Annotated in this window: 16 protein-coding genes, 3 rRNA genes and 2 pseudogenes; 16 read left to right on the top strand and 5 right to left on the bottom strand. The window is 68.4% G+C overall.

Annotation, left to right across the window (positions count from 1 at the left end):
* Positions 1 to 494 precede the first annotated feature (494 nt).
* The 13 genes and pseudogenes from AB2U05_RS14905 to pstB all read left to right on the top strand — a co-directional run bounded on the left by AB2U05_RS14905 (position 495) and on the right by pstB (position 18,766).
* Positions 495 to 1,880: an NAD(P)/FAD-dependent oxidoreductase gene (locus AB2U05_RS14905; RefSeq protein ID WP_369185956.1), complete on the top strand. Its 1,386-nt coding sequence runs from the start codon at positions 495 to 497 to the stop codon at positions 1,878 to 1,880.
* 170 nt (positions 1,881 to 2,050) lie between these two features.
* Positions 2,051 to 3,319: pseudogene (locus tag AB2U05_RS14900) on the top strand (PP2C family protein-serine/threonine phosphatase); the annotation flags it as partial.
* Between the two features lie 609 nt (positions 3,320 to 3,928).
* Positions 3,929 to 5,452: ribosomal RNA gene (locus tag AB2U05_RS14895) — 16S ribosomal RNA — on the top strand.
* Positions 5,453 to 5,711: 259 nt separating this feature from the next.
* A 23S ribosomal RNA gene (locus AB2U05_RS14890) occupies positions 5,712 to 8,832 on the top strand.
* A gap of 71 nt (positions 8,833 to 8,903) precedes the next feature.
* Positions 8,904 to 9,020 (top strand): 5S ribosomal RNA (gene rrf / locus AB2U05_RS14885).
* Together the 16S, 23S and 5S rRNA genes form the textbook arrangement of a ribosomal RNA operon.
* A gap of 99 nt (positions 9,021 to 9,119) precedes the next feature.
* On the top strand, positions 9,120 to 10,103 hold the full coding sequence (gene mshD / locus AB2U05_RS14880) for a mycothiol synthase (RefSeq protein ID WP_369183437.1): 984 nt from the start codon (positions 9,120 to 9,122) through the stop codon (positions 10,101 to 10,103).
* A 348-nt stretch (positions 10,104 to 10,451) separates the two neighbouring features.
* Entirely contained in the window at positions 10,452 to 12,629 is a 2,178-nt protein-coding gene (locus tag AB2U05_RS14875) for an RNA degradosome polyphosphate kinase (RefSeq protein ID WP_045692270.1), read from the top strand.
* Between the two features lie 116 nt (positions 12,630 to 12,745).
* Positions 12,746 to 13,834, top strand: coding sequence for a CHAD domain-containing protein (locus tag AB2U05_RS14870; RefSeq protein ID WP_052707095.1), 1,089 nt, complete (start codon positions 12,746 to 12,748; stop codon positions 13,832 to 13,834).
* 107 nt (positions 13,835 to 13,941) lie between these two features.
* On the top strand, positions 13,942 to 14,382 hold the full coding sequence (locus AB2U05_RS14865) for an NUDIX hydrolase (protein WP_244178596.1): 441 nt from the start codon (positions 13,942 to 13,944) through the stop codon (positions 14,380 to 14,382).
* A 227-nt stretch (positions 14,383 to 14,609) separates the two neighbouring features.
* A complete protein-coding gene (gene pstS / locus AB2U05_RS14860) occupies positions 14,610 to 15,746 on the top strand; it encodes a phosphate ABC transporter substrate-binding protein PstS (protein ID WP_045692271.1) in 1,137 nt (378 codons plus the stop codon).
* A 150-nt stretch (positions 15,747 to 15,896) separates the two neighbouring features.
* Complete coding sequence (pstC, locus tag AB2U05_RS14855) at positions 15,897 to 16,874, top strand: phosphate ABC transporter permease subunit PstC (RefSeq protein ID WP_045708806.1); 978 nt, start codon at positions 15,897 to 15,899, stop codon at positions 16,872 to 16,874.
* A complete protein-coding gene (gene pstA / locus AB2U05_RS14850) occupies positions 16,871 to 17,947 on the top strand; it encodes a phosphate ABC transporter permease PstA (protein WP_045692273.1) in 1,077 nt (358 codons plus the stop codon). Before pstC ends, pstA begins: the two co-directional genes overlap by 4 nt.
* Before the next feature lie 42 nt (positions 17,948 to 17,989).
* Positions 17,990 to 18,766, top strand: a complete 777-nt coding sequence (gene pstB, locus AB2U05_RS14845; RefSeq protein WP_045692274.1) for a phosphate ABC transporter ATP-binding protein PstB — start codon at positions 17,990 to 17,992, stop codon at positions 18,764 to 18,766.
* Positions 18,767 to 18,900: 134 nt separating this feature from the next.
* On the opposite strand, the gene AB2U05_RS14840 is transcribed toward pstB, so the two are convergent.
* Together AB2U05_RS14840 and AB2U05_RS14835 are read right to left on the bottom strand one after the other, a co-directional pair.
* On the bottom strand, positions 18,901 to 19,896 hold the full coding sequence (locus AB2U05_RS14840) for an inorganic phosphate transporter (protein WP_045692275.1): 996 nt from the start codon (positions 19,894 to 19,896) through the stop codon (positions 18,901 to 18,903).
* Between the two features lie 5 nt (positions 19,897 to 19,901).
* Entirely contained in the window at positions 19,902 to 20,522 is a 621-nt protein-coding gene (locus tag AB2U05_RS14835) for a DUF47 domain-containing protein (RefSeq protein WP_030059626.1), read from the bottom strand.
* A 359-nt stretch (positions 20,523 to 20,881) separates the two neighbouring features.
* Between AB2U05_RS14835 and AB2U05_RS14830 the strand changes: the two genes are divergently transcribed.
* Positions 20,882 to 21,250: a metal-sensitive transcriptional regulator gene (locus AB2U05_RS14830; RefSeq protein ID WP_078859528.1), complete on the top strand. Its 369-nt coding sequence runs from the start codon at positions 20,882 to 20,884 to the stop codon at positions 21,248 to 21,250.
* A 12-nt stretch (positions 21,251 to 21,262) separates the two neighbouring features.
* Here the strand turns inward: AB2U05_RS14830 and AB2U05_RS14825 are convergent, their stop codons facing one another.
* Entirely contained in the window at positions 21,263 to 21,478 is a 216-nt protein-coding gene (locus AB2U05_RS14825; RefSeq protein WP_063889684.1) for a hypothetical protein, read from the bottom strand.
* A gap of 218 nt (positions 21,479 to 21,696) precedes the next feature.
* Positions 21,697 to 22,596, bottom strand: coding sequence for a hypothetical protein (locus tag AB2U05_RS14820; RefSeq protein WP_052706277.1), 900 nt, complete (start codon positions 22,594 to 22,596; stop codon positions 21,697 to 21,699).
* 160 nt (positions 22,597 to 22,756) lie between these two features.
* Here AB2U05_RS14820 and AB2U05_RS14815 point away from each other — a divergent pair, with 160 nt between their 5' ends.
* On the top strand, positions 22,757 to 22,945 hold the full coding sequence (locus AB2U05_RS14815) for a hypothetical protein (RefSeq protein ID WP_369183436.1): 189 nt from the start codon (positions 22,757 to 22,759) through the stop codon (positions 22,943 to 22,945).
* A gap of 722 nt (positions 22,946 to 23,667) precedes the next feature.
* Entirely contained in the window at positions 23,668 to 25,098 is a 1,431-nt protein-coding gene (ltrA, locus tag AB2U05_RS14810; RefSeq protein ID WP_369183435.1) for a group II intron reverse transcriptase/maturase, read from the top strand.
* 129 nt (positions 25,099 to 25,227) lie between these two features.
* Here ltrA and AB2U05_RS14805 read toward each other — a convergent pair.
* Positions 25,228 to 26,027: pseudogene (locus tag AB2U05_RS14805) on the bottom strand (IS5 family transposase); the annotation flags it as partial.
* Positions 26,028 to 26,033: the final 6 nt, after the last annotated feature.

Genomic DNA, 26,033 nt, shown 5'->3' with positions numbered 1-26,033 from the left:
CCTCTGCACCCCCCGGTGCAGCTCGATCCGTCAGAAAAGACCCGATGATCCATCGCTCGTGCGGCCCGTCCCGTCCCGTCGACCACGGTGGTGGTTCGTGCGGCCGGGCCGGGTGGTCCGGCCCGGCGCGTCGGCCCGGTCCGGGGCCTCGTCCGGGAACTACCCTTCCCCGGATGACTGCCCCGCAGTCGGGTCCGCGCGCCGACACTGGAACAGGCCGTAGTGGCCGATCCACGGTGCGTCGCCGCCGATGGTCGTGGCGGTGGCCGCTCCGGTACACAATCCGACCATAGTTCACGCCTCTTCGCGTCCGAAAGTGCGTCAGAAAGTCGTCCGGGCAGCACAACTGGCCACTCCGGCCCCGGCCGCCACGACCGGGGCCGTACGGGCTGTGGACAAGACCGCCCCCGCAGGTCCTTCATAGGGGGGCGTGATGGGGGGACGCCCCCGGCCGCGAGGCCGGGACGAATCGTCACATCGTCAGGAGGTGCACCATCCGAATCCTGATCGCCGGCGGCGGCTGTGCCGGAACGGCCGCCGCGCTGAACCTCCAGCGCGGTCTGCGGGACCGGATCCGGCGCGGCGAAGCGGAGATCACCGTCGTCGAGCCCCGGGCCTACTTCACCTACCACCCCCTGCTGGCCGAGGTCGCGGCCGGCTCGATCGACCCCCGCCACATCGTCGTCCCGCTGCGCGGGGCCCTGCCCGACTGCCGGGTGCTCACCGCCCGGATCACCCGCATCGAACACGCGACCCGCCGGGCCTTCGCCGACGCCGCCGGGCCGGGCGAGCCCCCCGCACCCGTCGAACTCCCCTACGACCTCCTGGTGGTGGCCGCCGGCTCGGCGCCCCGCACCGCGCCGGTGCCCGGCCTCGCCGAGCACGGCCGCGGCTTCTCCACCGTCGGCGAGGCGGTCGACCTGCGCAACCACGTCCTGGAACAGCTCGACCTGGCCGCCACCACCCGCGACCCCGCGCTGCGCCAGGCCGCGCTCACCTTCGTGTTCGTCGGCGCCGGCTACGCGGGCGTCGGTGCGCTCGCCGAACTGGAGGACATGGCCCGCACCGCCGTCCGCCAGTACCACAACGTCGCCGCCGAGGACCTGCGCTGGGTCCTGGTCGAGGCCACCGGCCGGATCCTCGCCGAGGAGTCGCCCGACCTCGCCGCCCACACCCTCGGCGAGCTGCGCGAACGCGGCGTCGACGTCCGCCTGCGGACCACCCTGGAGTCCGCCGTCGACCAGGTCGTGGCGCTCTCGGACGGCAGCCGCTTCGGCGCCCGCACCCTGGTCTGGACGGCGGGCGTGCGCCCCTCCCCGCTGCTGCGCGACACCGACCTGCCGCTGGACACCCACGGCCGGGTCCGCTGCCTGGCCACCCTGCAGGCGGTCGGACCGGACGGGCGGGCGCTGCCCGGCGTCTGGGCGGTCGGCGACTGCGCCGCCGTACCGGACCCGAACGCGGACGGCGCGCCCTGCGCCCCCAACGCCCAGCACGCCTTCGCGCAGGCCGACCTGCTCGCCCGCAACCTCGCGGTGGCCCTGGACGGCGGGCCGCACGCGCCCGGCCTGGCCCCGTACCGGCCGGGCCCCGCCGCCTGCTCCACCTCCTTGGGCCTGGGCCGGGCCGTCACGCACACCCGGCGCGGCGGCCGGCTCACCGGGCGGCGGGCCTGGTGGCTGCACCGGGCCCGGCACCTGCGCCGGCTGCCGAGCCGGGAACGCCGGGTGCGGGTGCTGATGGACTGGGTGCTCGGCGGGGTGTTCTCCCGCGAAGTGGTCTCGCTCGGCGGCGTCGAGTACGGGCGTTCGGAGTTCGAGGCGGGGTTCGACCCCGGGCCGGGCCGGCCGCCCGGCGGCGGACCGGAGGCGCCCCGGTGAGCGGCGCGGACGATTCCGCCCGGGGGCGGTTCGGACGGCCACGCCGGGCGCGCGACTTCCGGAATCGGGCCACGGCCTGACAGGATCAGCCCGAACTGGTCATTACCCCGTGTGCTGCTGTGCGCACAAAAAGTGATGATATGACTGGAAAACGAGGAAGCGGCCGTCGTTTGAACCTCATGCGCTGGAGCGCCCGGCTCACCGGAGTCCCCTGGCGTGCCACCCCGTCCAACGGGGCCGGCACCGACGAGGGCACGCCCTCCGCCGACACCGTGGTCGTCCCCAGCCCCCGGGACCCGAGCAACCCGGCCGCCGTCGCCGAACTCCTCGACCCGCTCAAACCCCAGCACCTGCGCGAGGTCCTCAACCGCATCCCCGCCCCGGTCGCCGTCACCTACGGCCCGGCCCACCAGCTCGGCTACACCAATCGCGCCTACCGCGAGCTCTTCGGCGACCGCCGCACCGGCCTGCCCGCCGGCGAAGCCCTCCCCGAGCTCGGCACCATGGGCGTCCTCCCGCTGATGGACCAGGTCATCCGCGGCGGCCGCCCCCGCAGTGTGAAGGCCCGCTGCATCCTCGGCCTCACCGGCAACCGCTACTACAACGTCTCCTGCGTCCCGCTCGGCCCCTGCGACACCCCGGCGGACGGCCCGCCCGCAGGCGTCCTGATCTTCGCCGCCGAGGTCACCGACCAGGTCCTCGCCGCCGCCCGCCTCCGCGAGGCCGAGCGCCGCCAGCGCGAAGCCGCCGTCACCCTCCAGCGCAGCCTGCTCCCGCAGAAGCTCGACCAGCCCGCCGGCCTGCGGGTCGCCACCACCTACCAGCCCGGCGGCGCCGAGGCCGCGGTCGGCGGCGACTGGTACGACGTCATCGCCATCGACGGCGGACGCACCGCGCTCGTCATCGGCGACGTCATGGGCCGGGGCCTGCGGGCCGCCGCGGTGATGGGACAGCTGCGCACCGCCGTCCGCGCCTACGCCCGCCTCGACCTGCCCCCGCACGAGGTGATGCGCCTGCTCGACGACATCGCCATGGAGATCGACGCCAACCAGATCGCCACCTGCACCTACGCCGTCTGGGACCCGTGCCGTCGCACCCTCACCTACGCCTCCGCCGGGCACCTCCCCATGCTGCTGCGCTGCCCGGACGGCACCGTCCTGCGCAGCGAGGAACAGAACGGCCCGCCGCTCGGCACCGGCGGCGGCCTCCACGTCTCCCACACCCTGCGCCTGCTGCCCGGCACCACCGGTGTCCTCTACACGGACGGCCTGGTCGAACGCCGCGACGAGGACATCGACCAGGGCCTCGACCTCCTGGCCCGCACCCTCACCGGCGCGATCGGCGCCCCCGAGGTCATCTGCGCCCGCCTGCTCCGCGCGATGGGGGTGGCCTCGGAGCACGACGACGACGTGGCCGTCCTGGCCTTCCAGCTGCCGGCCGAGGCGGAGGCCGGGAATCCGGTTGCGGAGCTTGACTCGGCTGTGCCAGAGGTCTAGTGTTCTTCGAGCTGCCTGGCAGGGAGCACCGGACACGCATCTGCGCGGACGGTCCCGGGGTAGCCAATCATTCGAAACACCACTTCCCGGTTCGCACTGGGTCGCGTTTGCGTTTTCGCGTCGCGGCAGGGTGCTTATTCGGTGTGCGCGTTTTATCGGATTGCGGTCGGACTCGGCTGGATTCGCTTTTCGGAGCGGGGATCGGCTAGAGTTTGAAACGTCGGACAGGGCGTCAAGCCCCGGAAGACACCGGCGAGTTGGATGACGAAGCCCCGGAAACGGAGCGGAAAACATCTGATAAGCTGGAAACACGAAAGAACGAAGCCCGGAGGGCCCGCTGGAAAGCGGCTCGAAGGAAGCGTCCGTTCCTTGAGAACTCAACAGCGTGCCAAAAGTCAACGCCAGATATGTTGACATCCCCGGCCTCAGGTTTCCTGGGGTTGGAGATTCCTTTTGAAATAAACACTAGCGAGGACGCAGTGCGCGGGGCCGCCCTATTCCGGTGGTTGCCGTGCCGCTCAACGCGGGTGTGGACCGGATTACCGGTAAACATTCACGGAGAGTTTGATCCTGGCTCAGGACGAACGCTGGCGGCGTGCTTAACACATGCAAGTCGAACGGTGAAGCCCTTCGGGGTGGATCAGTGGCGAACGGGTGAGTAACACGTGGGCAATCTGCCCTGCACTCTGGGACAAGCCCTGGAAACGGGGTCTAATACCGGATATGACCTGGGAGTGCATGCTCCTGGGTGTAAAGCTCCGGCGGTGCAGGATGAGCCCGCGGCCTATCAGCTTGTTGGTGGGGTAACGGCCCACCAAGGCGACGACGGGTAGCCGGCCTGAGAGGGCGACCGGCCACACTGGGACTGAGACACGGCCCAGACTCCTACGGGAGGCAGCAGTGGGGAATATTGCACAATGGGCGAAAGCCTGATGCAGCGACGCCGCGTGAGGGATGACGGCCTTCGGGTTGTAAACCTCTTTCAGCAGGGAAGAAGCGCAAGTGACGGTACCTGCAGAAGAAGCACCGGCTAACTACGTGCCAGCAGCCGCGGTAATACGTAGGGTGCGAGCGTTGTCCGGAATTATTGGGCGTAAAGAGCTCGTAGGCGGCCTGTCGCGTCGGATGTGAAAGCCCGGGGCTTAACCCCGGGTCTGCATTCGATACGGGCAGGCTGGAGTGTGGTAGGGGAGATCGGAATTCCTGGTGTAGCGGTGAAATGCGCAGATATCAGGAGGAACACCGGTGGCGAAGGCGGATCTCTGGGCCATTACTGACGCTGAGGAGCGAAAGCGTGGGGAGCGAACAGGATTAGATACCCTGGTAGTCCACGCCGTAAACGTTGGGAACTAGGTGTTGGCGACATTCCACGTCGTCGGTGCCGCAGCTAACGCATTAAGTTCCCCGCCTGGGGAGTACGGCCGCAAGGCTAAAACTCAAAGGAATTGACGGGGGCCCGCACAAGCAGCGGAGCATGTGGCTTAATTCGACGCAACGCGAAGAACCTTACCAAGGCTTGACATATGCCGGAAACATCCAGAGATGGGTGCCCCCTTGTGGTCGGTATACAGGTGGTGCATGGTTGTCGTCAGCTCGTGTCGTGAGATGTTGGGTTAAGTCCCGCAACGAGCGCAACCCTTGTTCTGTGTTGCCAGCATGCCTTTCGGGGTGATGGGGACTCACAGGAGACTGCCGGGGTCAACTCGGAGGAAGGTGGGGACGACGTCAAATCATCATGCCCCTTATGTCTTGGGCTGCACACGTGCTACAATGGTCGGTACAAAGGGCTGCGATGCCGCGAGGCGGAGCGAATCCCAAAAAGCCGGCCTCAGTTCGGATTGGGGTCTGCAACTCGACCCCATGAAGTTGGAGTTGCTAGTAATCGCAGATCAGCATGCTGCGGTGAATACGTTCCCGGGCCTTGTACACACCGCCCGTCACGTCACGAAAGTCGGTAACACCCGAAGCCGGTGGCCTAACCCGTAAGGGGAGGAGCCGTCGAAGGTGGGACCAGCGATTGGGACGAAGTCGTAACAAGGTAGCCGTACCGGAAGGTGCGGCTGGATCACCTCCTTTCTAAGGAGCACATAGCAGCTTCGGGCGAATGTCCCGGAGTGCTCGCTCATGGGTGGAACGTTGACTATTCGGCACAGGAAGAGATCGGATCGTTAGTACTGCCTTCGGGCGTGGAACGTGGTCTGGGATTGACTGTGTCGGGCACGTTGTTGGGTCCTGAGGGAACGGAAACGTTGTCTCAGTGGTTGCCGGTCCCATGCTTGTTGAGGTGGGTGACTGGTCGTTGTTTGAGAACTGCACAGTGGACGCGAGCATCTGTGGCCAAGTTTTTAAGGGCGCACGGTGGATGCCTTGGCACTAGGAACCGATGAAGGACGTGGGAGGCCGCGATAGGCCCCGGGGAGCTGTCAACCGAGCTTTGATCCGGGGGTGTCCGAATGGGGAAACCCGGCAGTCGTCATGGGCTGTCACCCGCTGCTGAACACATAGGCAGTGTGGAGGGAACGCGGGGAAGTGAAACATCTCAGTACCCGCAGGAAGAGAAAACAACCGTGATTCCGGGAGTAGTGGCGAGCGAAACTGGATGAGGCTAAACCTTGAGCGTGTGAGACCCGGCAGGGGTTGCGCTCAGGGGGTCGTGGGAATGAGCTTGATCGGTCTGCCGGCCGGTCGGCGAGTCAGAAACCGTATGGGTAGTCGAAGGACATGCGAAAGGTCCGGCGTAGAGGGTAAGACCCCCGTAGACGAAATCTGTACGGCTTGCTTGCTCATCTCCCAAGTAGCACGGGGCCCGAGAAATCCCGTGTGAATCTGGCGGGACCACCCGCTAAGCCTAAATATTCCCTAGTGACCGATAGCGGATAGTACCGTGAGGGAATGGTGAAAAGTACCGCGGGAGCGGAGTGAAATAGTACCTGAAACCGTGTGCCTACAAGCCGTGGGAGCGTCGTCAGTCGGCTTGCCGGCTGGCCGTGACTGCGTGCCTTTTGAAGAATGAGCCTGCGAGTTTGCGGTGTGTAGCGAGGTTAACCCGTGTGGGGTAGCCGTAGCGAAAGCGAGTCCGAATAGGGCGACTGAGTTGCATGCCCAAGACCCGAAGCGGAGTGATCTAGCCATGGGCAGGTTGAAGCGCGGGTAAGACCGTGTGGAGGACCGAACCCACCAGGGTTGAAAACCTGGGGGATGACCTGTGGTTAGGGGTGAAAGGCCAATCAAACTCCGTGATAGCTGGTTCTCCCCGAAATGCATTTAGGTGCAGCGTCACGTGTTTCTTGCCGGAGGTAGAGCACTGGATAGGCGATGGGCCTCACCGGGTTACTGACCTTAGCCAAACTCCGAATGCCGGTAAGTGAGAGCGTGGCAGTGAGACTGTGGGGGATAAGCTCCATGGTCGAGAGGGAAACAGCCCAGAACACCGACTAAGGTCCCTAAGCGTGTGCTAAGTGGGAAAGGATGTGGAGTCGCAGAGACAACCAGGAGGTTGGCTTAGAAGCAGCCACCCTTGAAAGAGTGCGTAATAGCTCACTGGTCAAGTGATTCCGCGCCGACAATGTAGCGGGGCTCAAGCACATCACCGAAGTCGTGTCATTGCAGCGTGAAGACCTAACGGTTGCTGTGATGGGTAGGGGAGCGTCGTGTGCCGGGTGAAGCGGCGGTGGAAACCAGTCGTGGACGGTATACGAGTGAGAATGCAGGCATGAGTAGCGATACAAGAGTGGGAAACTCTTGCGCCGATTGACCAAGGGTTCCTGGGTCAAGCTGATCTGCCCAGGGTAAGTCGGGACCTAAGGCGAGGCCGACAGGCGTAGTCGATGGACAACGGGTTGATATTCCCGTACCCGCTTTGAAGCGCCAACGCTGAACCTTCTGATGCTAAGCCCGTGAAGCCGTCCCGGAGCCTTCGGGCAAAGGGAAGTGGTGGAGCCGGTGACCCAACGGGGTAGTAGGTGAGCGATGGGGTGACGCAGGAAGGTAGTCCAGCCCGGGCGGTGGTTGTCCCGGGGTAAGGGTGTAGGCCGAGTGATAGGCAAATCCGTCACTCATTAAGGCTGAGACCTGATGCCGAGCCGATTGTGGTGAAGTGGATGATCCTATGCTGTCGAGAAAAGCCTCTAGCGAGTTTCATGGCGGCCCGTACCCCAAACCGACTCAGGTGGTCAGGTAGAGAATACCGAGGCGTTCGGGTGAACTATGGTTAAGGAACTCGGCAAAATGCCCCCGTAACTTCGGGAGAAGGGGGGCCATTCCTGGTGACGAGTCTTGCACTCTGAGCTGGGGGTGGCCGCAGAGACCAGCGAGAAGCGACTGTTTACTAAAAACACAGGTCCGTGCGAAGCCGTAAGGCGATGTATACGGACTGACGCCTGCCCGGTGCTGGAACGTTAAGGGGACCGGTTAGCTTTGATTCGTCGAGGCGAAGCTGAGAACTTAAGCGCCAGTAAACGGCGGTGGTAACTATAACCATCCTAAGGTAGCGAAATTCCTTGTCGGGTAAGTTCCGACCTGCACGAATGGCGTAACGACTTCTCGACTGTCTCAACCATAGGCCCGGTGAAATTGCATTACGAGTAAAGATGCTCGTTTCGCGCAGCAGGACGGAAAGACCCCGGGACCTTTACTATAGCTTGATATTGGTGTTCGGTTCGGCTTGTGTAGGATAGGTGGGAGACTGTGAAAGCCCAACGCCAGTTGGGTGGGAGTCGTCGTTGAAATACCACTCTGGTCGTGCTGGATGTCTAACCTGGGTCCGTGATCCGGATCAGGGACAGTGTCTGGTGGGTAGTTTAACTGGGGCGGTTGCCTCCTAAAGGGTAACGGAGGCGCCCAAAGGTTCCCTCAGCCTGGTTGGCAATCAGGTGTTGAGTGTAAGTGCACAAGGGAGCTTGACTGTGAGACTGACGGGTCGAGCAGGTACGAAAGTAGGGACTAGTGATCCGGCGGTGGCTTGTGGAAGCGCCGTCGCTCAACGGATAAAAGGTACCCCGGGGATAACAGGCTGATCTTCCCCAAGAGTCCATATCGACGGGATGGTTTGGCACCTCGATGTCGGCTCGTCGCATCCTGGGGCTGGAGTAGGTCCCAAGGGTTGGGCTGTTCGCCCATTAAAGCGGTACGCGAGCTGGGTTTAGAACGTCGTGAGACAGTTCGGTCCCTATCCGCTGTGCGCGTAGGAGTGTTGAGAAGGGCTGTCCCTAGTACGAGAGGACCGGGACGGACGAACCTCTGGTGTGCCAGTTGTTCTGCCAAGGGCATGGCTGGTTGGCTACGTTCGGGAGGGATAACCGCTGAAAGCATCTAAGCGGGAAGCCTGCTTCGAGATGAGCACTCCCACCTCCTTGAGAGGGTAAGGCTCCCAGTAGACGACTGGGTTGATAGGCCGGGTATGGAAGCCCTGTGAGGGGTGGAGTTGACCGGTACTAATAGGCCGAGGGCTTGTCCTCAGTTGCTCGCGTCCACTGTGTTGTTCTGAAACAACGACCGCCTTGCCGGCGGGTCGACAGTTTCATAGTGTTTCGGTGGTCATAGCGTGAGGGAAACGCCCGGTTACATTCCGAACCCGGAAGCTAAGCCTCACAGCGCCGATGGTACTGCAGGGGGGACCCTGTGGGAGAGTAGGACGCCGCCGAACAATTCTTCAGAAGAACCCCCAGCCAGGGAAACCCGGCTGGGGGTTTTTCGCGTTTCCGATGACCTCCGGCGATGATCTCCCGTGACGTATCGTCAACGCATGGACGATCAGACAGCGGTCATTGCGAACAACGTGCTCCGCCCCGAGCAGCGCGACGGCGCCCTCCGTGTGCTGGCGGAGGCCCAGGCGGTCGACGGCCGGGCCGCCGTGTCCGAGCAGGGCCGGCTCCGGCTCCGCTCCTCCGAGACTCCTCGCCCGGGCATCACCCACTTCATCGAGGGCGAGGGTGAGGGCGAGGGCGAAGGCGACACCCCGGGCGACACCGTCCTCGGCTACGGCCAGCTCGAGGTCCCGGAGGGCCGAACCGCCAACCCCGCGGCCGAGTTGGTGGTGGACCCGGCGGCCCGCGGTCGTGGCCTGGCCCGTCCCCTGGTCGACGCGGTGCTGGCGCGGGCCCACCAGGAGGGCCGCGACGCGGTGGACTTCTGGGTGCACGGCGGCCACCCGGCGGCCCGGCACCTGGCCGGGGCGTACGGCGCCGAACTGGTCCGGGAACTGCGGCAGATGCGCCGTACGGGCCCGCAGACCGAGGCCGTCCCGCTGCCGGCCGGCATCGAGCTGCGAACCTTCCGCCCGGGGGAGGACGACGCCGCCTGGCTGCGGCTGAACGCGCTGGCCTTCGCCCACCACCCCGAGCAGGGCTCCTGGACGGAGCAGGACTTGGCCGACCGGCTGGCCGAGCCCTGGTTCGACCCGGCCGGCTTCTTCCTCGCGACCCGCGACGGCGAGGTGGTCGGCTACCACTGGACGAAGGTGCACCCGGCCACCGCCACCGAGCCGGCGCTCGGCGAGGTCTACGTGGTGGGGGTCGACCCGGCCGAGCAGGGCAGCGGCCTCGGCCGCGCGCTCACCGCCGCCGGCCTGCGTCACCTGACCGGCTCCGGCGAGGGCGAGCGCGGCCTGGAGGCCGTCCTGCTCTACGTCGACGCCGACAACCCGGCGGCCGTCCGGGTGTACGAGCGCCTGGGCTTCACCGTCCACGAGGTGGACCTCATGTACCGGGCCCGGTACCGGTCGGCCTGACAGCGGGCCGACCGCCGACCGGTACGGCCCTGACACCGGGCGGCCGGACGGGCGAGCCGAGCGGGACGGGCAAGGGGTGCGAATCGCCCGGATCCCTTGCCCCGACCGACTCAGCTTTCCTCCTGGCCATGCGGTGTTTACCGTGGATTCAATTGCTGCCGCGAAGATCACAGGATGAAGTCCGTAGTGTCTCGCTCGTGCAGAGTCGACCGCCACGCGCCGGTCGGTCCTGTAGGGACCGCGCCCGGCGGGTGGGCGCTGCTCCTGGGCTCCGCCCCGGGCGAGGACGACGGCCCGCAGAGCCATTCGCGTCCGGACGCCGTCCTGCTGCTGGAGGAGCTGGAACCCATGAGCATCCCCCGCCCCGTCTCTGCCCCGCTGTCGCCACCGGCCCGGATGTCCGGTGCGCTGGGGACACCGCCGGAGCTGCCGGCCACGGACGAGCAGGAACTCGACGCCCTGCCGCAGGGGCGATTCCTGGACCGCGAGCGCAGCTGGCTCGCCTTCAACGAACGCGTCCTGGAGCTGGCCGAGGACCCGGAGATCCCACTGCTGGAGCGGGCCAAGTTCCTCGCGATCTTCGCGAGCAACCTGGACGAGTTCTTCATGGTCCGGGTGGCCGGCCTGAAGCGCCGGATCGCCACCGGTGTCGCCCAGCGCAGCGCGTCGGGCCTCCAGCCGCGTGAGGTGCTGGACCTGATCTGGACCCGCTCGCGCGAGCTGATGGCCCGCCATGCCGCGGCCTTCCAGCAGGAGGTGCTGCCGGACCTCGCCGCCGAGGGCATCGAGGTGGTCCGCTGGCCGGAGCTCGCCGAGAAGGAGCAGGCCCGGCTGCACACGCTGTTCCGGCAGAAGATCTTCCCGGTGCTGACGCCGCTGGCGGTCGACCCGGCCCACCCCTTCCCGTACATATCCGGGCTCTCGCTCAACCTGGCCGTGGTCGTCCGCAACCCGGTGTCCGGCCACAAGCACTTCGCCCGGGTCAAGGTCCCGCAGTCGCTGGCCCGCTTCCTGGAGGCCTCGCCCCAGCGGTACGTCCCGCTGGAGGACGTGATGGGCGCGCACCTGGAGGAGCTCTTCCCGGGGATGGAGGTGCTGGCCCACCACGCCTTCCGCGTCACCCGCAACGAGGACCTGGAGGTGGAGGAGGACGACACCGAGAACATCCTCAAGGCCCTGGAGAAGGAGCTGATGCGGCGGCGCTTCGGCCCGCCGGTCCGGCTGGAGGTCGAGGAGTCGATCGACCCCTACATCCTGGACCTGCTGGTGCGGGAGCTGAACATCACCGAGGCGGAGGTCTTCCCGCTGCCCGGGCCGCTGGACCTGACCGGCCTGTTCGGGATCGCCGAGCTGGACCGCCCGGAGCTGAAGTACCCGAAGTTCGTGGCCGGGACGGCCCGCGGGCTGACCGACGTCGAGTCGGCCTCGCAGCCGGACATCTTCGCCGCGATGCGCGAGCGGGACGTCCTGCTGCACCACCCGTACGACAGCTTCTCCACCTCCGTGCAGGCCTTCCTGGAGCAGGCGGCCGCGGACCCGGACGTGCTGGCGATCAAGCAGACGCTGTACCGCACCTCGGGCGACTCGCCGATCGTGGACGCGCTGATCGACGCGGCCGAGTCCGGCAAGCAGGTGCTGGTGCTGGTCGAGATCAAGGCGCGCTTCGACGAGCAGGCCAACATCAAGTGGGCCCGCAAGCTGGAGGAAGCCGGCTGCCACGTGGTCTACGGCCTGGTCGGGCTGAAGACCCACTGCAAGCTGTCGCTGGTGGTCCGCCAGGAGGGCGACACCCTGCGCCGCTACTCGCACGTCGGCACCGGCAACTACCACCCGAAGACCGCCCGGCTGTACGAGGACCTCGGTCTGCTCACCTCCGACCCGCAGGTCGGCGCGGACCTCTCGGACCTCTTCAACCGGCTGTCCGGCTACTCCCGCCGCGAGTCCTACCGCCGCCTGCTGACCGCCCCGCGCGGCCTGCGGGACGGGCTGGTCTCCCGGATCCACAACGAGATCGCCAACCACCGGGCGGGCCGGCCGGCCCACGTGAAGCTCAAGGTCAACTCGATCGTCGACGAGGCCGTGATCGACGCGCTCTACCGGGCCTCGCAGGCCGGGGTGCCGGTGGACGTCTGGGTGCGCGGGATCTGCGCGATCCGCCCGGGGGTGGCGGGTCTGAGCGAGAACGTCCGGGTCCGCAGCATCCTGGGCCGCTTCCTGGAGCACTCCCGGATCTTCGTGTTCGGCAACAACGGCGATCCCGAGGTCTGGATCGGCAGCGCCGACATGATGCACCGCAACCTGGACCGCCGGATCGAGGCGCTCATGCGGATCACCGACCCGGCGCACCGCGCCGAGCTGTCCGGGCTGATCGACCTCGGGGTGTCGGACGAGACCGAGTCCTGGCACCTGGGGCCGGACGGCGCGTGGACCCGCCACTCGCAGGACGCCGAGGGCAAGCCGCTGCGGCACGTCCAGGACCTGCTCATCGACTCGCGCCAGCGCCGCCGGGCCGCCACCTCGCGCTGACGCGACCACTGATGCGAGCCGCCCGAGCAGGCCCCCGGGGGAACCGGGGCCCGCTCCGGCGGTCGGCCACCAGCCCCGGGGGGACGGCCCCTGGGGGAACGGGGATCTACCACGCCATGACCGATGCGCCGATGACGGCCCAGGCGGCCTCCACCGCGACCGCCGGGGACATCCTTTCCGGCCGGCTCACCGCCCAGGCCGGAGCGTTCCTGCGCGCCCTGCCGCTGGCCGTGGGCGAGGTCGGCGCCAGACCGGGGACCGCCTCGACCGTCCCGGCGGCCGGTACGGCCGACCTGCTGCGGTCCGTCCGGCGGGTCGGGGGGCTGCTGCACACCTTCGGCGCGCTGTTCGAACAGACCTGGGCGCAGGAGTCGCGCACCGAGCTGCGCTGGCTGCTGAACCTGCTGGCGCTGGAACCGGGCTACGTCCGCCGCTCGGCCCGGTTGCTCGGCGCGCTGGACTCGCTGAGCGGCACCGACCCGGAGGGCACCGGCATGCTGGTCGGGCACGCGGGCGCCCCGAAGGCGCGGGCCCTGCTGGACCGCCAGCTGACGCTGGCCCGGACCAGGGCGCACTCCACGGTGCTGCAGGAGCTGCGCTCGGCCCGGCTGCACGCGCTCGCGGATCGGATGACGCTGCTGGTCGGCGAGGCGCCGCTGCTGGAGTCGGCGGGCGGCCGGGCGTCGGCGGTGCTGCTGCCGCAGGCGGCCGCCGCGTTCACCGCGCTGTCCGCGAGCGCCCAGCAGCTGCCGCTGCAGCGGGCCGCGACGCCGTACGGCGGGGACGTGCTGCGCCGGCTGGGCGCGGTGCCGGCGGCCCGCGGTGGTGCGGACGCGGACACGGCGCTGGCCGCGGACGACGCGCCCTGGTCCCGGATGCGGATCCTGCTGAAGCGGGCCCGGTACGCGCTGGAGGTGTGCGGCCGCCCGTCCAGCGAGCTGGACGAGCTGGACGCGGTGCTGGGCCGCCACCAGGAGGCGGCGGACGCGGCGGTGACCGTCGCCACCGCGGCGCGCACGCCCCGGATCACCCCGGCGACCGCCTACGTGCTGGGCGTGGTGCATGCTGATCAGCGACTGGAGGTGGAGGCGGCACGGTACGCCTTCGGCCGCCGGTGGCCCGACCTCCCGCCCGGCCTGGACGGCTGGTTGGAACTGCCCCCTGCCGAGGGCTGGGGGAATCCCCCCGCACCACGAATGGCTTGAGTGTGCACGAACAATCGAGGACCGGGCAGCCGTGGACCGGGCGGCGGACGGTGGACGTCACCGCCGCCGGTCCGGCGTCCGCCCGGGTGGTCCTCGCGGCGGGCGCGGTGCTGTGGCTGCCGGGCCGGCCGAAGAAGAGCGGTCGGCTGGGCCGGCCGCGGATCGCGGTGATCCACCGTCCGAAGTACGACGACTGGAGCCTGCCCAAGGGCAAGCTCGACCCGGGCGAGGGCGTGGTCGAGGCGGCGCTGCGCGAGGTCCGGGAGGAGACCGGCTACGCCTGCGTGCTCGGCCCGGAGCTGCCCGCCCAGCACTACCTGGCGCAGGGCCGGCCGAAGGAGGTGCGGTACTGGGCGGCGGTGCCAGCCGGCGGGGCGTTCCGGCCGAACCGGGAGGTGGACCGGCTGGAGTGGCTGCCGGCCGGGAAGGCCCGCGCCCGGCTGACGCACGAGCGCGACCGGTTGCTGATCGATGCCCTGTTGGTGATCCTGGGGGCGCGGCCCGTGCGGACGAACGGGGAGCCGCCGGTGGCGGAACGGTGGAAGTGATCTTCCCGAGCCCTTGCCGTGACGCAACCGTTACTACCTGACGTAGTTTCCTGTCATCCCTCCGAGGTTCACTCCCCGTTCACTTGCGACCGGCTGTCGTGTCACTTACCCGGCCTAACTTCGGGACTACCGGAGGGCCGAACGGGCCCCGGACCACAGCAAAACCCGTGCTCCGCCGTACCTGTACGGCCCGCGCGACGGGCAATGCCACAGAAAGGGACACCCCAGTGAAGCTCCAGCGGAACGGCCGCTCCAAGGCCCTCGCCATCGGTGCCATGGCGCTCGTCAGCTCGCTGTCGCTCGCCGCCTGCGGTTCGGACGACAACAGTGACACCAAGGCGTCCGGTGGCTCCAGCGGCTCCGCCGCGGCCAGCGCCGCGGTCAACTGTGGCAAGAACGGAACGCTGCTCGGCGCCGGTTCGACCGCCCAGGCCAACGCCATGGACGTGTGGAAGGCCAGCTTCGGCGCCGCCTGCTCCGGCATCACCGTCAACTACAGCGGTGGCGGCTCCGGCGCGGGTGTCCAGCAGTTCAACCAGGGCAAGGTCGCCTTCGCCGGCACCGACTTCGCCCTGAAGCCCGCCGACGTCGACGCCTCCAAGGCCGTCTGCACCGGTGGCAAGGCGATCGACCTGCCGATGGTGGCCGGCCTGGTCTCGCTGGTCTACAACATCGACGGCGTCGACAACCTGGTCCTGGACGGCCCGACCGCCGCCAAGATCTTCGACTCGCAGATCACCAAGTGGAACGACCCGGCCATCGTCGCCCTGAACCCGGGCGCCAAGCTCCCGGACGCCGACATCGCCTCGTTCCACCGTTCGGACGACTCCGGCACCACCTACAACCTGACCTCCTACTTCGCCAAGACCTCCGGCGGCGCCTGGACCGCCGAGCCGAGCAAGGCGTGGAAGGGCAAGAACGGCCAGTCCGCCAACGGCAGCGCCGGCGTCTCCGCCCAGATCAAGCAGGTCAAGAACTCGATCGGCTACGCCGAGCTGTCCTTCGCCCAGCTGAACAACCTGAAGAGCGCCAAGATCTCCACCGGTGCCGCCCAGCCGGTCGAGGCGACCGCCGCCAACGCCGCGCTCACCCTGGCCTCCTCCACCATCTCGGGCACCGACGGCGACCTCGCCCTCACCCTGGACTACGGCACCAAGGCCGACAACGCCTACCCGATCGTCCTGGTGACCTACGAGATCGCCTGCGACAAGGGCAACAAGGCCGAGACCCTGGACACCCTCAAGTCCTTCCTGAACTACACGATCAGCGACGCCGCCCAGAAGTCGATCGGCGACAAGGGCTACGTCCCGATGCCCGCCGCCATCGGCGACAAGGTCAAGGCCGCCGTCGGCGCCCTGGCCTGACCCGACAGGACCACCGGTGGGACGGCCCCGTGAGCGAGGGGGGCAGGGGCCGTCCCACCGGAACGCACGAACCCAGCACCAACGTCCGGGGCACCGCCGCCATGGTGCCGTCCCCCCGCCGGGGCGGCGCCACCAGACCGGAGTAGACCAATGACTTCATCCCCCCCTGCCGCCCCGCGAGGCAGGGAACGCCGAGCGCGCGACAGCCGCGTCGGCGACAAGATCTTCATGAACCTCGCCCGCGGCGCGGGCATCCTGCTGCTGGTCATCATGGCCGCGATCGCCGGATTCCTGGCCTGGCGCTCGGGCCTGGCCCTCAGCAAGAACGACGGCAACTTCTTCACCACCTTCGAGTGGACGCCGGACGCCCCGAAGCCGGTCTTCGGCATCGCCGTCCTGGTCTTCGGCACCATCGTCAGCGCCCTCATCGCGATGGTGATCGCCGTCCCGGTGGCCATCGGGATCGCGCTGTTCATCTCGCACTACGCGCCGCGGCGGATCGCCCAGCCGTTCGCCTACCTCGTCGACCTGCTCGCCGCGGTGCCCAGCATCGTCTACGGCCTGTGGGGCGCGCTCTTCCTGGTGCCGCACCTGGACGGCCTGACCAGCTGGCTCAACCAGTACCTCGGCTGGACGTACCTCTTCGACCAGACCCAGTCCGGCACCCCGCGCAACCTGTTCACCGTCGGCATCCTGCTGGCGATCATGATCCTGCCGATCATCACCGCGGTCTCCCGCGAGGTGTTCCGCCAGGTGCCGCGGATGCACGAGGAGGCGGCGCTCGCGCTCGGCGCGACCCGCTGGGAGATGATCCGCACCGCGGTGCTGCCGTTCGGCCGCCCCGGCGTCATCTCGGCCTCCATGCTCGGCCTCGGCCGTGCGCTCGGCGAGACCATCGCGGTCGCGGTGGTGCTCTCCTCCAACAGCGTCCTGTCGCTGCACATCCTCGACGCGGGCGGCGGCACCTTCGCGCAGAACATCGCGCTGAAGTTCGCCGAGGCCGGCGAGAACGGCCGCAACGCGCTGATGGCCTCCGGCCTCGTCCTGTTCGTCATCACCCTGCTGGTGAACGGTGCCGCGCGACTGATCATCGCCCGCCGCAAGGAGTACTCGGGGGCCAACGCATGAGTGTCGTCACCACCGTCCCCGAGGACGCCCGGCCGCAGACCGGCCCGAAGCTCACCGCCAACCGCCTGCCCCGCTGGACCCCGCCCGCCGTGGCGGCCGGCGCGATCGCGCTCGGCTGCGGGATCGGTGCCGCGGGCGGGCTGGAGAGCCACCTACAGTGGGGCCTGATCTCGGCGCTGCTGTTCCTGCTGGGCGGCTACCTGATCTCGGCCCGGGTCGAGGGCCGGCGCCAGGCCAAGGACCGGCTCGCCACCTCGGTGGTCTGGGTCGCCTTCATCCTGGCCGTGGTCCCGCTGGTCTCGCTCACCGTGTACACGATCCAGCAGGGCATCGGCGTGGTGGACGGGAACTTCCTGAGCCACTCGATGAAGGGCGTCATCCAGACCGGCAAGGGCGGCGGCATCTACCACGCGCTGCTCGGCACCCTGCAGCAGGTCGGCCTGGCCACCGTGATGGCCGCCCCGATCGGCCTGCTGACCGCCGTCTACCTGGTCGAGTACGGCCGCGGCGGGCTCGCCAAGGCCGTGACCTTCTTCGTCGACGTCATGACGGGCATCCCGTCGATCGTCGCCGGCCTGTTCGTCTTCTCGTTGTGGAACCTCGCCCTCGGCTTCAACTACTCCGGCTTCTCGGGCAGCCTCGCGCTGGCGATCCTGATGATCCCGGTCGTGGTCCGCTCCACCGAGGAGATGCTCAAGCTCGTCCCGAACGAGCTGCGCGAGGCCTCGTACGCCCTCGGCGTGCCGAAGTGGAAGACGATCCTGCGGATCGTCCTCCCCACCGCGATCGGCGGCATCACCACCGGCGTGATGCTCGCGGTCGCCCGCATCACGGGCGAGACCGCCCCGGTGTTGATGCTGGTGTTCGGCGCCGACTACATCAACAGCAACCCGTTCGACGGACCGCAGCAGTCCCTGCCGATGTACATCTGGCAGCAGTACTCGGTGGTCAACAACGACAACGGTTACGCCCGTGCCTGGGGTGCGGCGCTGGTGCTGATCGCCTTCGTGATGGGGCTCAACCTCATCGCCCGGGGCATCGCACGCTGGCGCTCGCCCAAGGGCGGACACTGAGCGACCGACTGACGTACGAAGAAGACGAGAGAAGCAACGATCATGGCCAAGCGCATCGACGTCAGCGGACTGTCGGCCTACTACGGCACCACCAAGGCCATCGAGGACATCTCGATGAGCATCGAACCCCGCTCGGTGACCGCCTTCATCGGCCCCTCCGGCTGCGGCAAGTCCACCTTCCTGCGCACCCTGAACCGGATGCACGAGGTGATCCCCGGCGCCCGGGTCGAGGGCAAGGTCCTCCTGGACGACGAGAACCTGTACGCCTCCAACGTCGACCCGGTCGCCGTGCGCCGCTCCATCGGCATGGTCTTCCAGCGCCCGAACCCGTTCCCGACCATGTCGATCTACGACAACGTGGTCGCCGGGCTCAAGCTCGCCGGCGTGAAGAAGAAGGCCGTCCTGGACGAGGTGGTGGAGCGCTCGCTGAAGGGCGCCAACCTCTGGAAGGAGGTCCACAACCGGCTGAACAAGCCGGGGGCCGGCCTCTCCGGCGGTCAGCAGCAGCGCCTGTGCATCGCCCGCGCCATCGCGGTCGAGCCGCAGGTCCTGCTGATGGACGAGCCCTGCTCCGCGCTCGACCCGATCTCCACCCTGGCCATCGAGGACCTGATCGGCGAGCTGAAGTCGCAGTTCACCATCGTCATCGTGACCCACAACATGCAGCAGGCGGCCCGCGTCAGCGACCGTACTGCCTTCTTCAACCTGGCCGGCGTCGGGCAGCCCGGCAAGCTGATCGAGCTGGACGACACCCAGCGGATCTTCTCCAACCCGTCGGTCCAGGCGACCGAGGACTACATCTCCGGCCGCTTCGGCTAGGCCGGATCCCAGCTGCTCCTCGGTGCTGCATGGCGGTGCCGCCGCGGAGCACGAGCAGGGCCCGCCCCCGAGATGTGGGGGCGGGCCCTGCTTTCTGTCGTTCGTCCGCTCGCTGGTGCGGCGTCCCGGGGCCGTCAGCCCCAGAACAGGTGGACGAACCAGTACACCAGCGCCGCGACGAGGGCGGCCGCCGGCATCGTGATGAACCAGCCGAGCACGATGTTCTTCGCGACGCCCCAGCGCACCGCGCGGATGCGCTTGGTGGCGCCCGCGCCCATGATCGCCGCGGTGATCACGTGGGTGGTGGAGATCGGCGCCTTGAAGACGAACGAGGTGATGTACATGACCGTCGAGGCGGTCGCCTCGGCGGCGAAGCCCTGCGGCGGGTCCAGCTCGATGATCTTGCGGCCGAGGGTCCGCATGATCCGCCAGCCGCCCGCGTAGGTGCCGAGCGAGAGCATCGTCGCGCAGGAGATCTTCACCCAGACCGGGATGTCCCCGGTGCTCTGGTGGCCGGAGATGGTGAGCGCCATCACCACGATGCCCATGGTCTTCTGCGCGTCCTGCAGACCGTGCGCCAGCGCCATCGCGGCGGCCGAGGCGGTCTGGGCGACCCGGAAGTTGCGCTTCGCGCGGTGCGGGTTGGCCCGGCGGAAGATCCACAGGATCGCGAGCATCACCAGGAAGCCGCCGACCAGGCCGACCACCGGCGAGAGGATCATCGGGACGATGATCTTGTCGATCACGCCGCTCCAGATCACGTCGATCCCGCCGGCCAGCGCCGCGCCCACCATGCCGCCGAACAGGGCGTGCGAGGAGGAGGACGGCAGGCCGAAGTACCAGGTGACCAGGTTCCAGGCGATCGCACCGATCAGGGCGGCGAACAGGATCGCCATGCCCTGGTTGCCGGTGGGGGTCTCGATGATCCCCTTGGAGACGGTGTGCGCCACCCCGCTGCCCAGGAAGGCGCCGGCCAGGTTCATCACCGCGGCCATCGCGAGCGCGGCCTTGGGCGTCAGCGCCCGGGTGGAGACCGAGGTGGCGATGGCGTTCGCCGAGTCGTGGAAGCCGTTGGTGTAGGTGAAGAAGAACGCAACGCCGATGACGGCGATGAGTGCTGCCATGTCCACGAGGGTCAGGACTCCTTGACCGCGATGGTCTCCACCGTGTTCGCGACGTGCTCGAACGCGTCCGCGGCCTCTTCGAGGACGTCCACGACCTGCTTGAGCTTGAGCACCTCGATCGCGTCGTACTGACCGGAGAACAGGTGGGCGAGCAGCTTGCGGTGGATCTGGTCCGCCTGGTTCTCCAGCCGGTTGACCTCGATCCAGTACTCGGTGAGGTTCGACATGCTGCGGAGGTTCGGCATCGCCTCGGCGGTGAGCTCGGCTGCCCGCGCGAGCACCTCGATCTGCTGCTCGATGCCCTTCGGCAGGGTCTGGATGTCGTAGAGGACGACCAGGTCGACGGCCTCCTCCATGAAGTCCATGATGTCGTCCAGCGACGAGGCGAGGCTGTAGATGTCCTCGCGGTCGAAGGGCGTGATGAAGGAGGAGTTCAGCTGGTGGAACACCGCATGGGTGGTGTCGTCCCCGGCGTGCTCGGCGGCGCGCATGCGCTCGACGATCTCCGCGCGGGCCGACACGTCTGATCCCAGCAGTTCGAGCAGGAGCTTCGAACCGACGACGAGGTTCTCCGCCGCGGCGGCGAACATGTCGTAGAAGCTCGTCTCCTTCGGGGTCAGGCTAAAACGCACGGAAATCTCCGATGTGCGGGGTAGGGACTGAACGATGCTAGGTGCAACCAAGCGCGATCGCGCAAACGGGGTGGTGAGACAGGAGGCGGAACCTCCCGTTCCGTTCGACTGCCGTGCCGACTGACCAGGACCGCGCCTCCAGGCGCGGACGCGGTTCCTCAGTCTGACGGAACCTCGCACGGATTGCCCCCGTCGTGGGCCCGGAAGACCGGGGCGCCGCTCAGACGGCGCAATCCCGGCACCGCCCGCCCGCACCCGATGGCACGTGCCGGGTCGGCCGGCGGAACACCACGGACGGTCCGGGTGTTGGACACTGGAACCCGACGCAGCCAGCAGGCACCCAGGACGAAGGCGGGCCGATGACCACGACGCAAGCGCGCACCGAGCAGGACGACGTGCCCGGGACCGACCCGCACGCCGGCCACGCCGCCGCGCCCGCCCACGGCCCGCACGGCTACAGCGCCCAGAAGGACGCCCACCTCAAGCGGCTGCGCCGGATCGAGGGCCAGATCCGCGGCCTCCAGCGGATGGTCGACGAGGACGTCTACTGCATCGACGTGCTCACCCAGGTCTCGGCCAGCACCAAGGCGCTGCAGTCCTTCGCGCTCTCCCTGCTGGAGGAGCACCTGCGGCACTGCGTGGCCGCCGCCGCCGAGGAGGGCGGCGCCGAGCTGGACGCCAAGGTGGCCGAGGCCACGGCCGCGATCAGCCGCCTGCTGCGCAGCTGAGGCCGCGTCCCGTCAGTGCCCCGGCCGTTGCTCCTCCGCCGCCCGGTCCGAGGGCCGGTCCGGCGGCCTGGGCACCACCCGGTCGAGCAGCACCTCGTCGATCCGCTCGGTCGGCAGCCGCTCCCCGGGGCTGGCCGTCGCGGCGATCATCAGCTCGCCGGCCAGCTCGATCTCGTCGAGGGCCGCGTCGTCGTGGCCGCCGCTGCGGCCGCCCGTGGACGACACCACCTGCACCACCCCTTCAGTGCCTCGCCAGCCCGGGCGGCAGCCACCCGACGTCCAGCCTAGGCACTCCGGGGCCCGTCCACATGGCACGGACGGGCCATCTCCGCGCCGCCGAAACGGGTGGCCGCCGCTCCCCGGACGGCCACCCGCCCCGGCGGCGCCCCGTCTCGCCCCGGCCGCCGGAGCACCGCCCCGCGGCCGGGCGCGTCCCGCTCCGGGCCCTACTTCGGGCTCTCCGAGGGCTTCATCTGGTAGATGTCCGCGGCCGGCGGCTCGGCCGCCTCGACCGCCTTGCCGAAGTCGCTCAGCGTGGTCGTCGAAGTCACCTTCACCTGGTCCTTGGGCTCCTTCGAACCGGCCACCCCGGCGAAGGTGAACACCTCGACCACCTTGTGCAGCCGGCCCTGGTCGTCCAGCCAGGCGTCGTACGGGACCTCCTTGACGGTGAAGGTCTGCGCCCCCATCCGCAGGCCGTCCCCGCCCCGCCCGCCGGTCGCGTCGGCCGCCTTCGAAAGGTCCAGGGTGCCCCGGTAGTGGTGCAGCGCGACCCCGTCCACCGTCTCGGTGCCGACCGCCTCCGCCTTCTGCGCCCCGCGCAGCGCCCCCGCCGCCGAGGCCGGGTCCGTCGCGCCGCTGCTGACCAGGTTGCCGTCCGGCAGCTGGCGCACGTCCAGCTTCACCCACTTGCCCTCGGGCACCTTGGCGCCGCTGTTCTGCAGGTAGACGGTGCCCGGCAGGACCACCTCGACGATCTTCCCGGTGGTCGCCGCGCCCGGCGGCACCTGGACCTCCAGCCGACCGATCCGCTTCACGTAGTCGTAGCCGCCGGACCCGCTGAACGAGGCCTTCTTCTCGGCGGACTCGGTGACCAGCTCGGTCGCGGTGTGCGCTGAGCCGGTGCGGCCGGTGATGTCGGCGGCGCCGCGCACGGCCGTCAGCGGGTCGGCGGCCAGCTTGTCGGGCACGCTCGACTGCTGGTCGGAGGAGCCGCCGCCGGAGCCGCCCGAGCAGCCGGCCGCACCCGCGGCCAGGACGGCTGCGAGCAGGGCGGCCCCGGCCGCCGGACGCAGGCGCGGCACCCGGCGGCCTGCCGGCCGCGCACCGCACTGCTGGTCGGTCATCTTCATCCTCGCGACAACCCCCTCGGGCCCGACTGCCCACCGGACACCACCGGCCGGGCAGAGCTCTTTCCGGGCAAACGAGTTGAGCGGCGAAGGGTTACGGGTACCGGCTCACGAAGCGCGTCGCGCCCGGGCCGGTCGGCGCGTTACGGTGAACCACGTGCACAGTGAGCTGCCGGCCACGCCCGGCACCCGCATGCCCGAGCACCACGTCGCGATCAGCGAACGCGGTTCCTTCGCCTTCGCGAGCTGCAGCTGCGGCTGGTACGCCCCGGCCCGCCGCTCCCGCGACCTGGCCCGCCGCGAGGGGGCCGAGCACCTCGCCGAGAGCGGCGCGGGGCCGGACTAGGCCGTGTCTCGTAATTGATCTTGGCGGGGTCATTGCTCCTCCGCCCGCAGCCACAAGATCAGTGATGCGAGGATGACGCCGGCTCGGTAGCGCTTGGCCAGTTTGTCGAACCTGGTTGGTGCGCCACGAGGCGCCATGAAGTCGAGTGAGGTGAGAGACCTTCACCGCCGGGTTGTCGCAGCAAACCGGCTGAAGCTGGGGGCAGTTCGTCTCGGGGGATGCCGAGGCGGACGGTAAGCAGCCCTGACGACGTCGGGACGGACTGGCACTGCCAGACGGTTCGGGTCCGGCTAGCGAGACGGGAAGGTGTACGCGAGGAACCAGTGCTTGACGCCCCGTAATTTCGACACCGGCTCCAACCTGGCGGATCTGGGCCGGATGCAGTGCACGACTGCCGGTGGGCTGGTGGTCGACTCCGAAGCCGAATCAACCTATCGGTGGGGAGGCCACGCCGAATGTCTGCGGCGTAGGTGTGGCGATGCTGCCGGGGTAGAGCTGGGCACCTCACCCGTCGATCGACTCCGTGGTGAACGTGGGAACTGTCCGCGGTCGCCCTCCGCACCGGGCCTCCAGTCCGGCCGAGGGCAGGCCCATCGCCGGCTGATGGCCGTCGGGCAGGGCGGAGGCTCCGTAGTACTCGGAGGCCGGGAGAGCCGGCCACATGGGGAAGGGGGCAAGCAAGTCGGCAGTGAGGACGCTGGAATGTCAGGAGGTTGTCGCCGGTGAATACCGACGAACTGGAGTCTGCCCTGTTCGGGGCGGAGCTGCGGGTACTGAAGATCCAGACCAAGCTGCACCGTTGGGCAAACGATGATCCTCATCGCAGGTTCGACGATCTGTTCAACCTCGTGACCGACCCCGCCCTCCTCCTGATGGCGTGGAATCGGGTCCGGGGGAACAAGGGTGCCCGCACGGCCGGAGTGGACGGGAGGACCGCCCGTTCCGTCGAGGCCGGGCAGGGAGTCGAGGTCTTCCTCGACGGGCTGCGATCTCAGCTGAGGGACGGCAGCTTCCGACCGGTTCCAGTACGCGAGCGGATGATCCCGAAGGCGAACGGCAAACTCCGTCGTCTCGGTATTCCGACCGTGGCGGACCGGGTGGTCCAAGCATCCTTGAAACTGGTGCTGGAGCCGGTGTTCGAAGCGGACTTCCTTCCGTACTCGTACGGATTCCGCCCGAACCGCCGGGCTCAGGACGCTGTCGCCGAGACCCGCTACCTCACCAGTCACTCCTACGAGTGGGTGGTGGAGGGCGACATCACGGCGTGCTTCGACGAGATCTCGCACACGGCCCTGATGGACCGGGTCCGGGACCGGATCGGGGACAAGCGGATCCTGGCCTTGGTGAAGGCGTTCCTCAAGTCCGGGATCCTCTCCCGGGACGGAGCCCTCACCGACACCCGCACCGGCACCCCGCAAGGCGGGATCCTCTCGCCCCTGCTGGCCAACATCGCACTCTCGGTCCTGGACGAGCACATCGCCCAGGCCCCCGGAGGAGCAGGCGCTACCTCCGAGGAACGGCGCCGCAGACGGCGGCGAGGACTGCCCAACTACCGGCTGGTCCGGTATGCGGACGACTTCCTCGTACTCGTCTCGGGCAGCCGTGAGCACGCCGAGGAACTGCGAGGGGACGTCGCAGAGGTGCTGAAACCGATGGGTCTTCGCCTATCGGTCGAGAAGACGAGGATCACCCACATCGACGAGGGCTTCGACTTCCTCGGATGGCGCATCCAGCGCCACCGGAAGCGGGGCACGGACCGGCAGTACATCTACACCTACCCGGCGCGGAAGTCATTGCACTCCGTGACGGCCAAGGTGAAGGAACTGACCGGTCGACAGAACGTCGGCCTGCCGCTGACGGCCCTGCTGCACCGGCTGAACCAGGTGCTGCGGGGCTGGTGCGCGTACTTCCGTCCAGGGGTTTCGAACGTCGCCTTCTGCTACCTCGGCCACTACACGTGGATGCGGGTAGTTCGATGGATACGGCGCAAGCACCCCAGGATCACATGGAAGCAGCTCCGCCGCCGCTTCTGCGACGGCGGCTGGTGGCCCACCACGGAGGAGGGAGAACTGTTCAATCCGGCGAAGGTAAGCACGACCCGATACCGATACCGGGGAACGATCATCCCGAGCCCGTGGCCCACTGCGGTATGAGTATCTGAATGACACCGAACGGGCTTGTGGAGAGCCCGGTGCCCGGAGACGGGCACGCCGGGTTCGGGAGGCGGCTTGGGGAAACCCACTGGTGGAGACACCAGCAGGGCGCCCCGAGTCGACCTCACCCACTGCCCGGAATTGCTTCAGCTTGGCGAAGCAGCGCTCAACGACGTTCCGCCCCTTGTAGGCGGCCTTGTCGAAGACAGGTGGGCGCCCGCCGCGGTTTGCGCGGCGGGCGCGGCCGGCGATCTGGTCCCGGCGTTCGGGGATGGTCGCCTTGATCCGCCGGCGCCGTAGCAGCCGGCGGATCTTCCGGGAGGAGTACGCCTTGTCGGCCACGACCCGGTCGGGCCTGGTCCTCGGGCGCCCGGTCCCGACGCGTGGAACACGGATCGCGTCGAGGACGTCGGGCAGCATCGTGCAGTCGGCCGTGTTACCCGTGCTCAGTACGATCGACAGCGGCAGGCCCCGACCGTCGACCGCCAGGTGGATCTTGGTGGTCAGCCCGCCGCGGGACCGGCCGAGCGCCTCGCGGCGCGCAACTGCTGCCGGATCATCCGGTTCGTCCTCGGACTGGCCCCCTTTTTGCGGGCGCCGGCGGCGTGCTGGTGAGCCCTGGCGACGGTGGAGTCGATCGAGACCGTCCACTCCACGGTCCCCACCGCGTCGTTGCGGACCTGGACCTCGCGCAGGAGCGCGGCCCAGGTGCCGTCCTTCTCCCACTGGGCGAAGCGCCGGTAGACGGTCTGCCACGGACCGTACCGTTCGGGCAGATCACGCCACGGGGCACCCGTACGCAGCCGCCACAGCACCCCGTTCACCACCTGGCGATGGTCCCGCCAAGGACGCCCGGCCCCGTCCCGCTGCGGCAACAACGGCTCTATACGAGCCCACGCAGCATCCGTTATCTCTCCTCGACCCACCACAAGATC

The organism is Streptomyces sp. Y1 (genome assembly GCF_041053115.1).
Classification (GTDB): Bacteria; Actinomycetota; Actinomycetes; order Streptomycetales; family Streptomycetaceae; genus Kitasatospora; species Kitasatospora rubellomurina.
This window is presented reverse-complemented; position numbering and strand designations above follow the sequence as displayed.

What these genes read in the sequence shown, in the direction of transcription:
- mshD (WP_369183437.1), top strand. Translation starts at nt 9,120, where the DNA reads ATGGACGATCAGACAGCGGTCATTGCGAACAACGTGCTCCGCCCCGAG.
- AB2U05_RS14875 (WP_045692270.1), top strand. Translation starts at nt 10,452, where the DNA reads ATGAGCATCCCCCGCCCCGTCTCTGCCCCGCTGTCGCCACCGGCCCGG.
- AB2U05_RS14870 (WP_052707095.1), top strand. Translation starts at nt 12,746, where the DNA reads ATGACCGATGCGCCGATGACGGCCCAGGCGGCCTCCACCGCGACCGCC.
- pstC (WP_045708806.1), top strand. Translation starts at nt 15,897, where the DNA reads ATGACTTCATCCCCCCCTGCCGCCCCGCGAGGCAGGGAACGCCGAGCG.
- pstA (WP_045692273.1), top strand. Translation starts at nt 16,871, where the DNA reads ATGAGTGTCGTCACCACCGTCCCCGAGGACGCCCGGCCGCAGACCGGC.
- pstB (WP_045692274.1), top strand. Translation starts at nt 17,990, where the DNA reads ATGGCCAAGCGCATCGACGTCAGCGGACTGTCGGCCTACTACGGCACC.
- AB2U05_RS14830 (WP_078859528.1), top strand. Translation starts at nt 20,882, where the DNA reads ATGACCACGACGCAAGCGCGCACCGAGCAGGACGACGTGCCCGGGACC.
- AB2U05_RS14820 (WP_052706277.1), bottom strand. Translation starts at nt 22,596, where the DNA reads ATGACCGACCAGCAGTGCGGTGCGCGGCCGGCAGGCCGCCGGGTGCCG.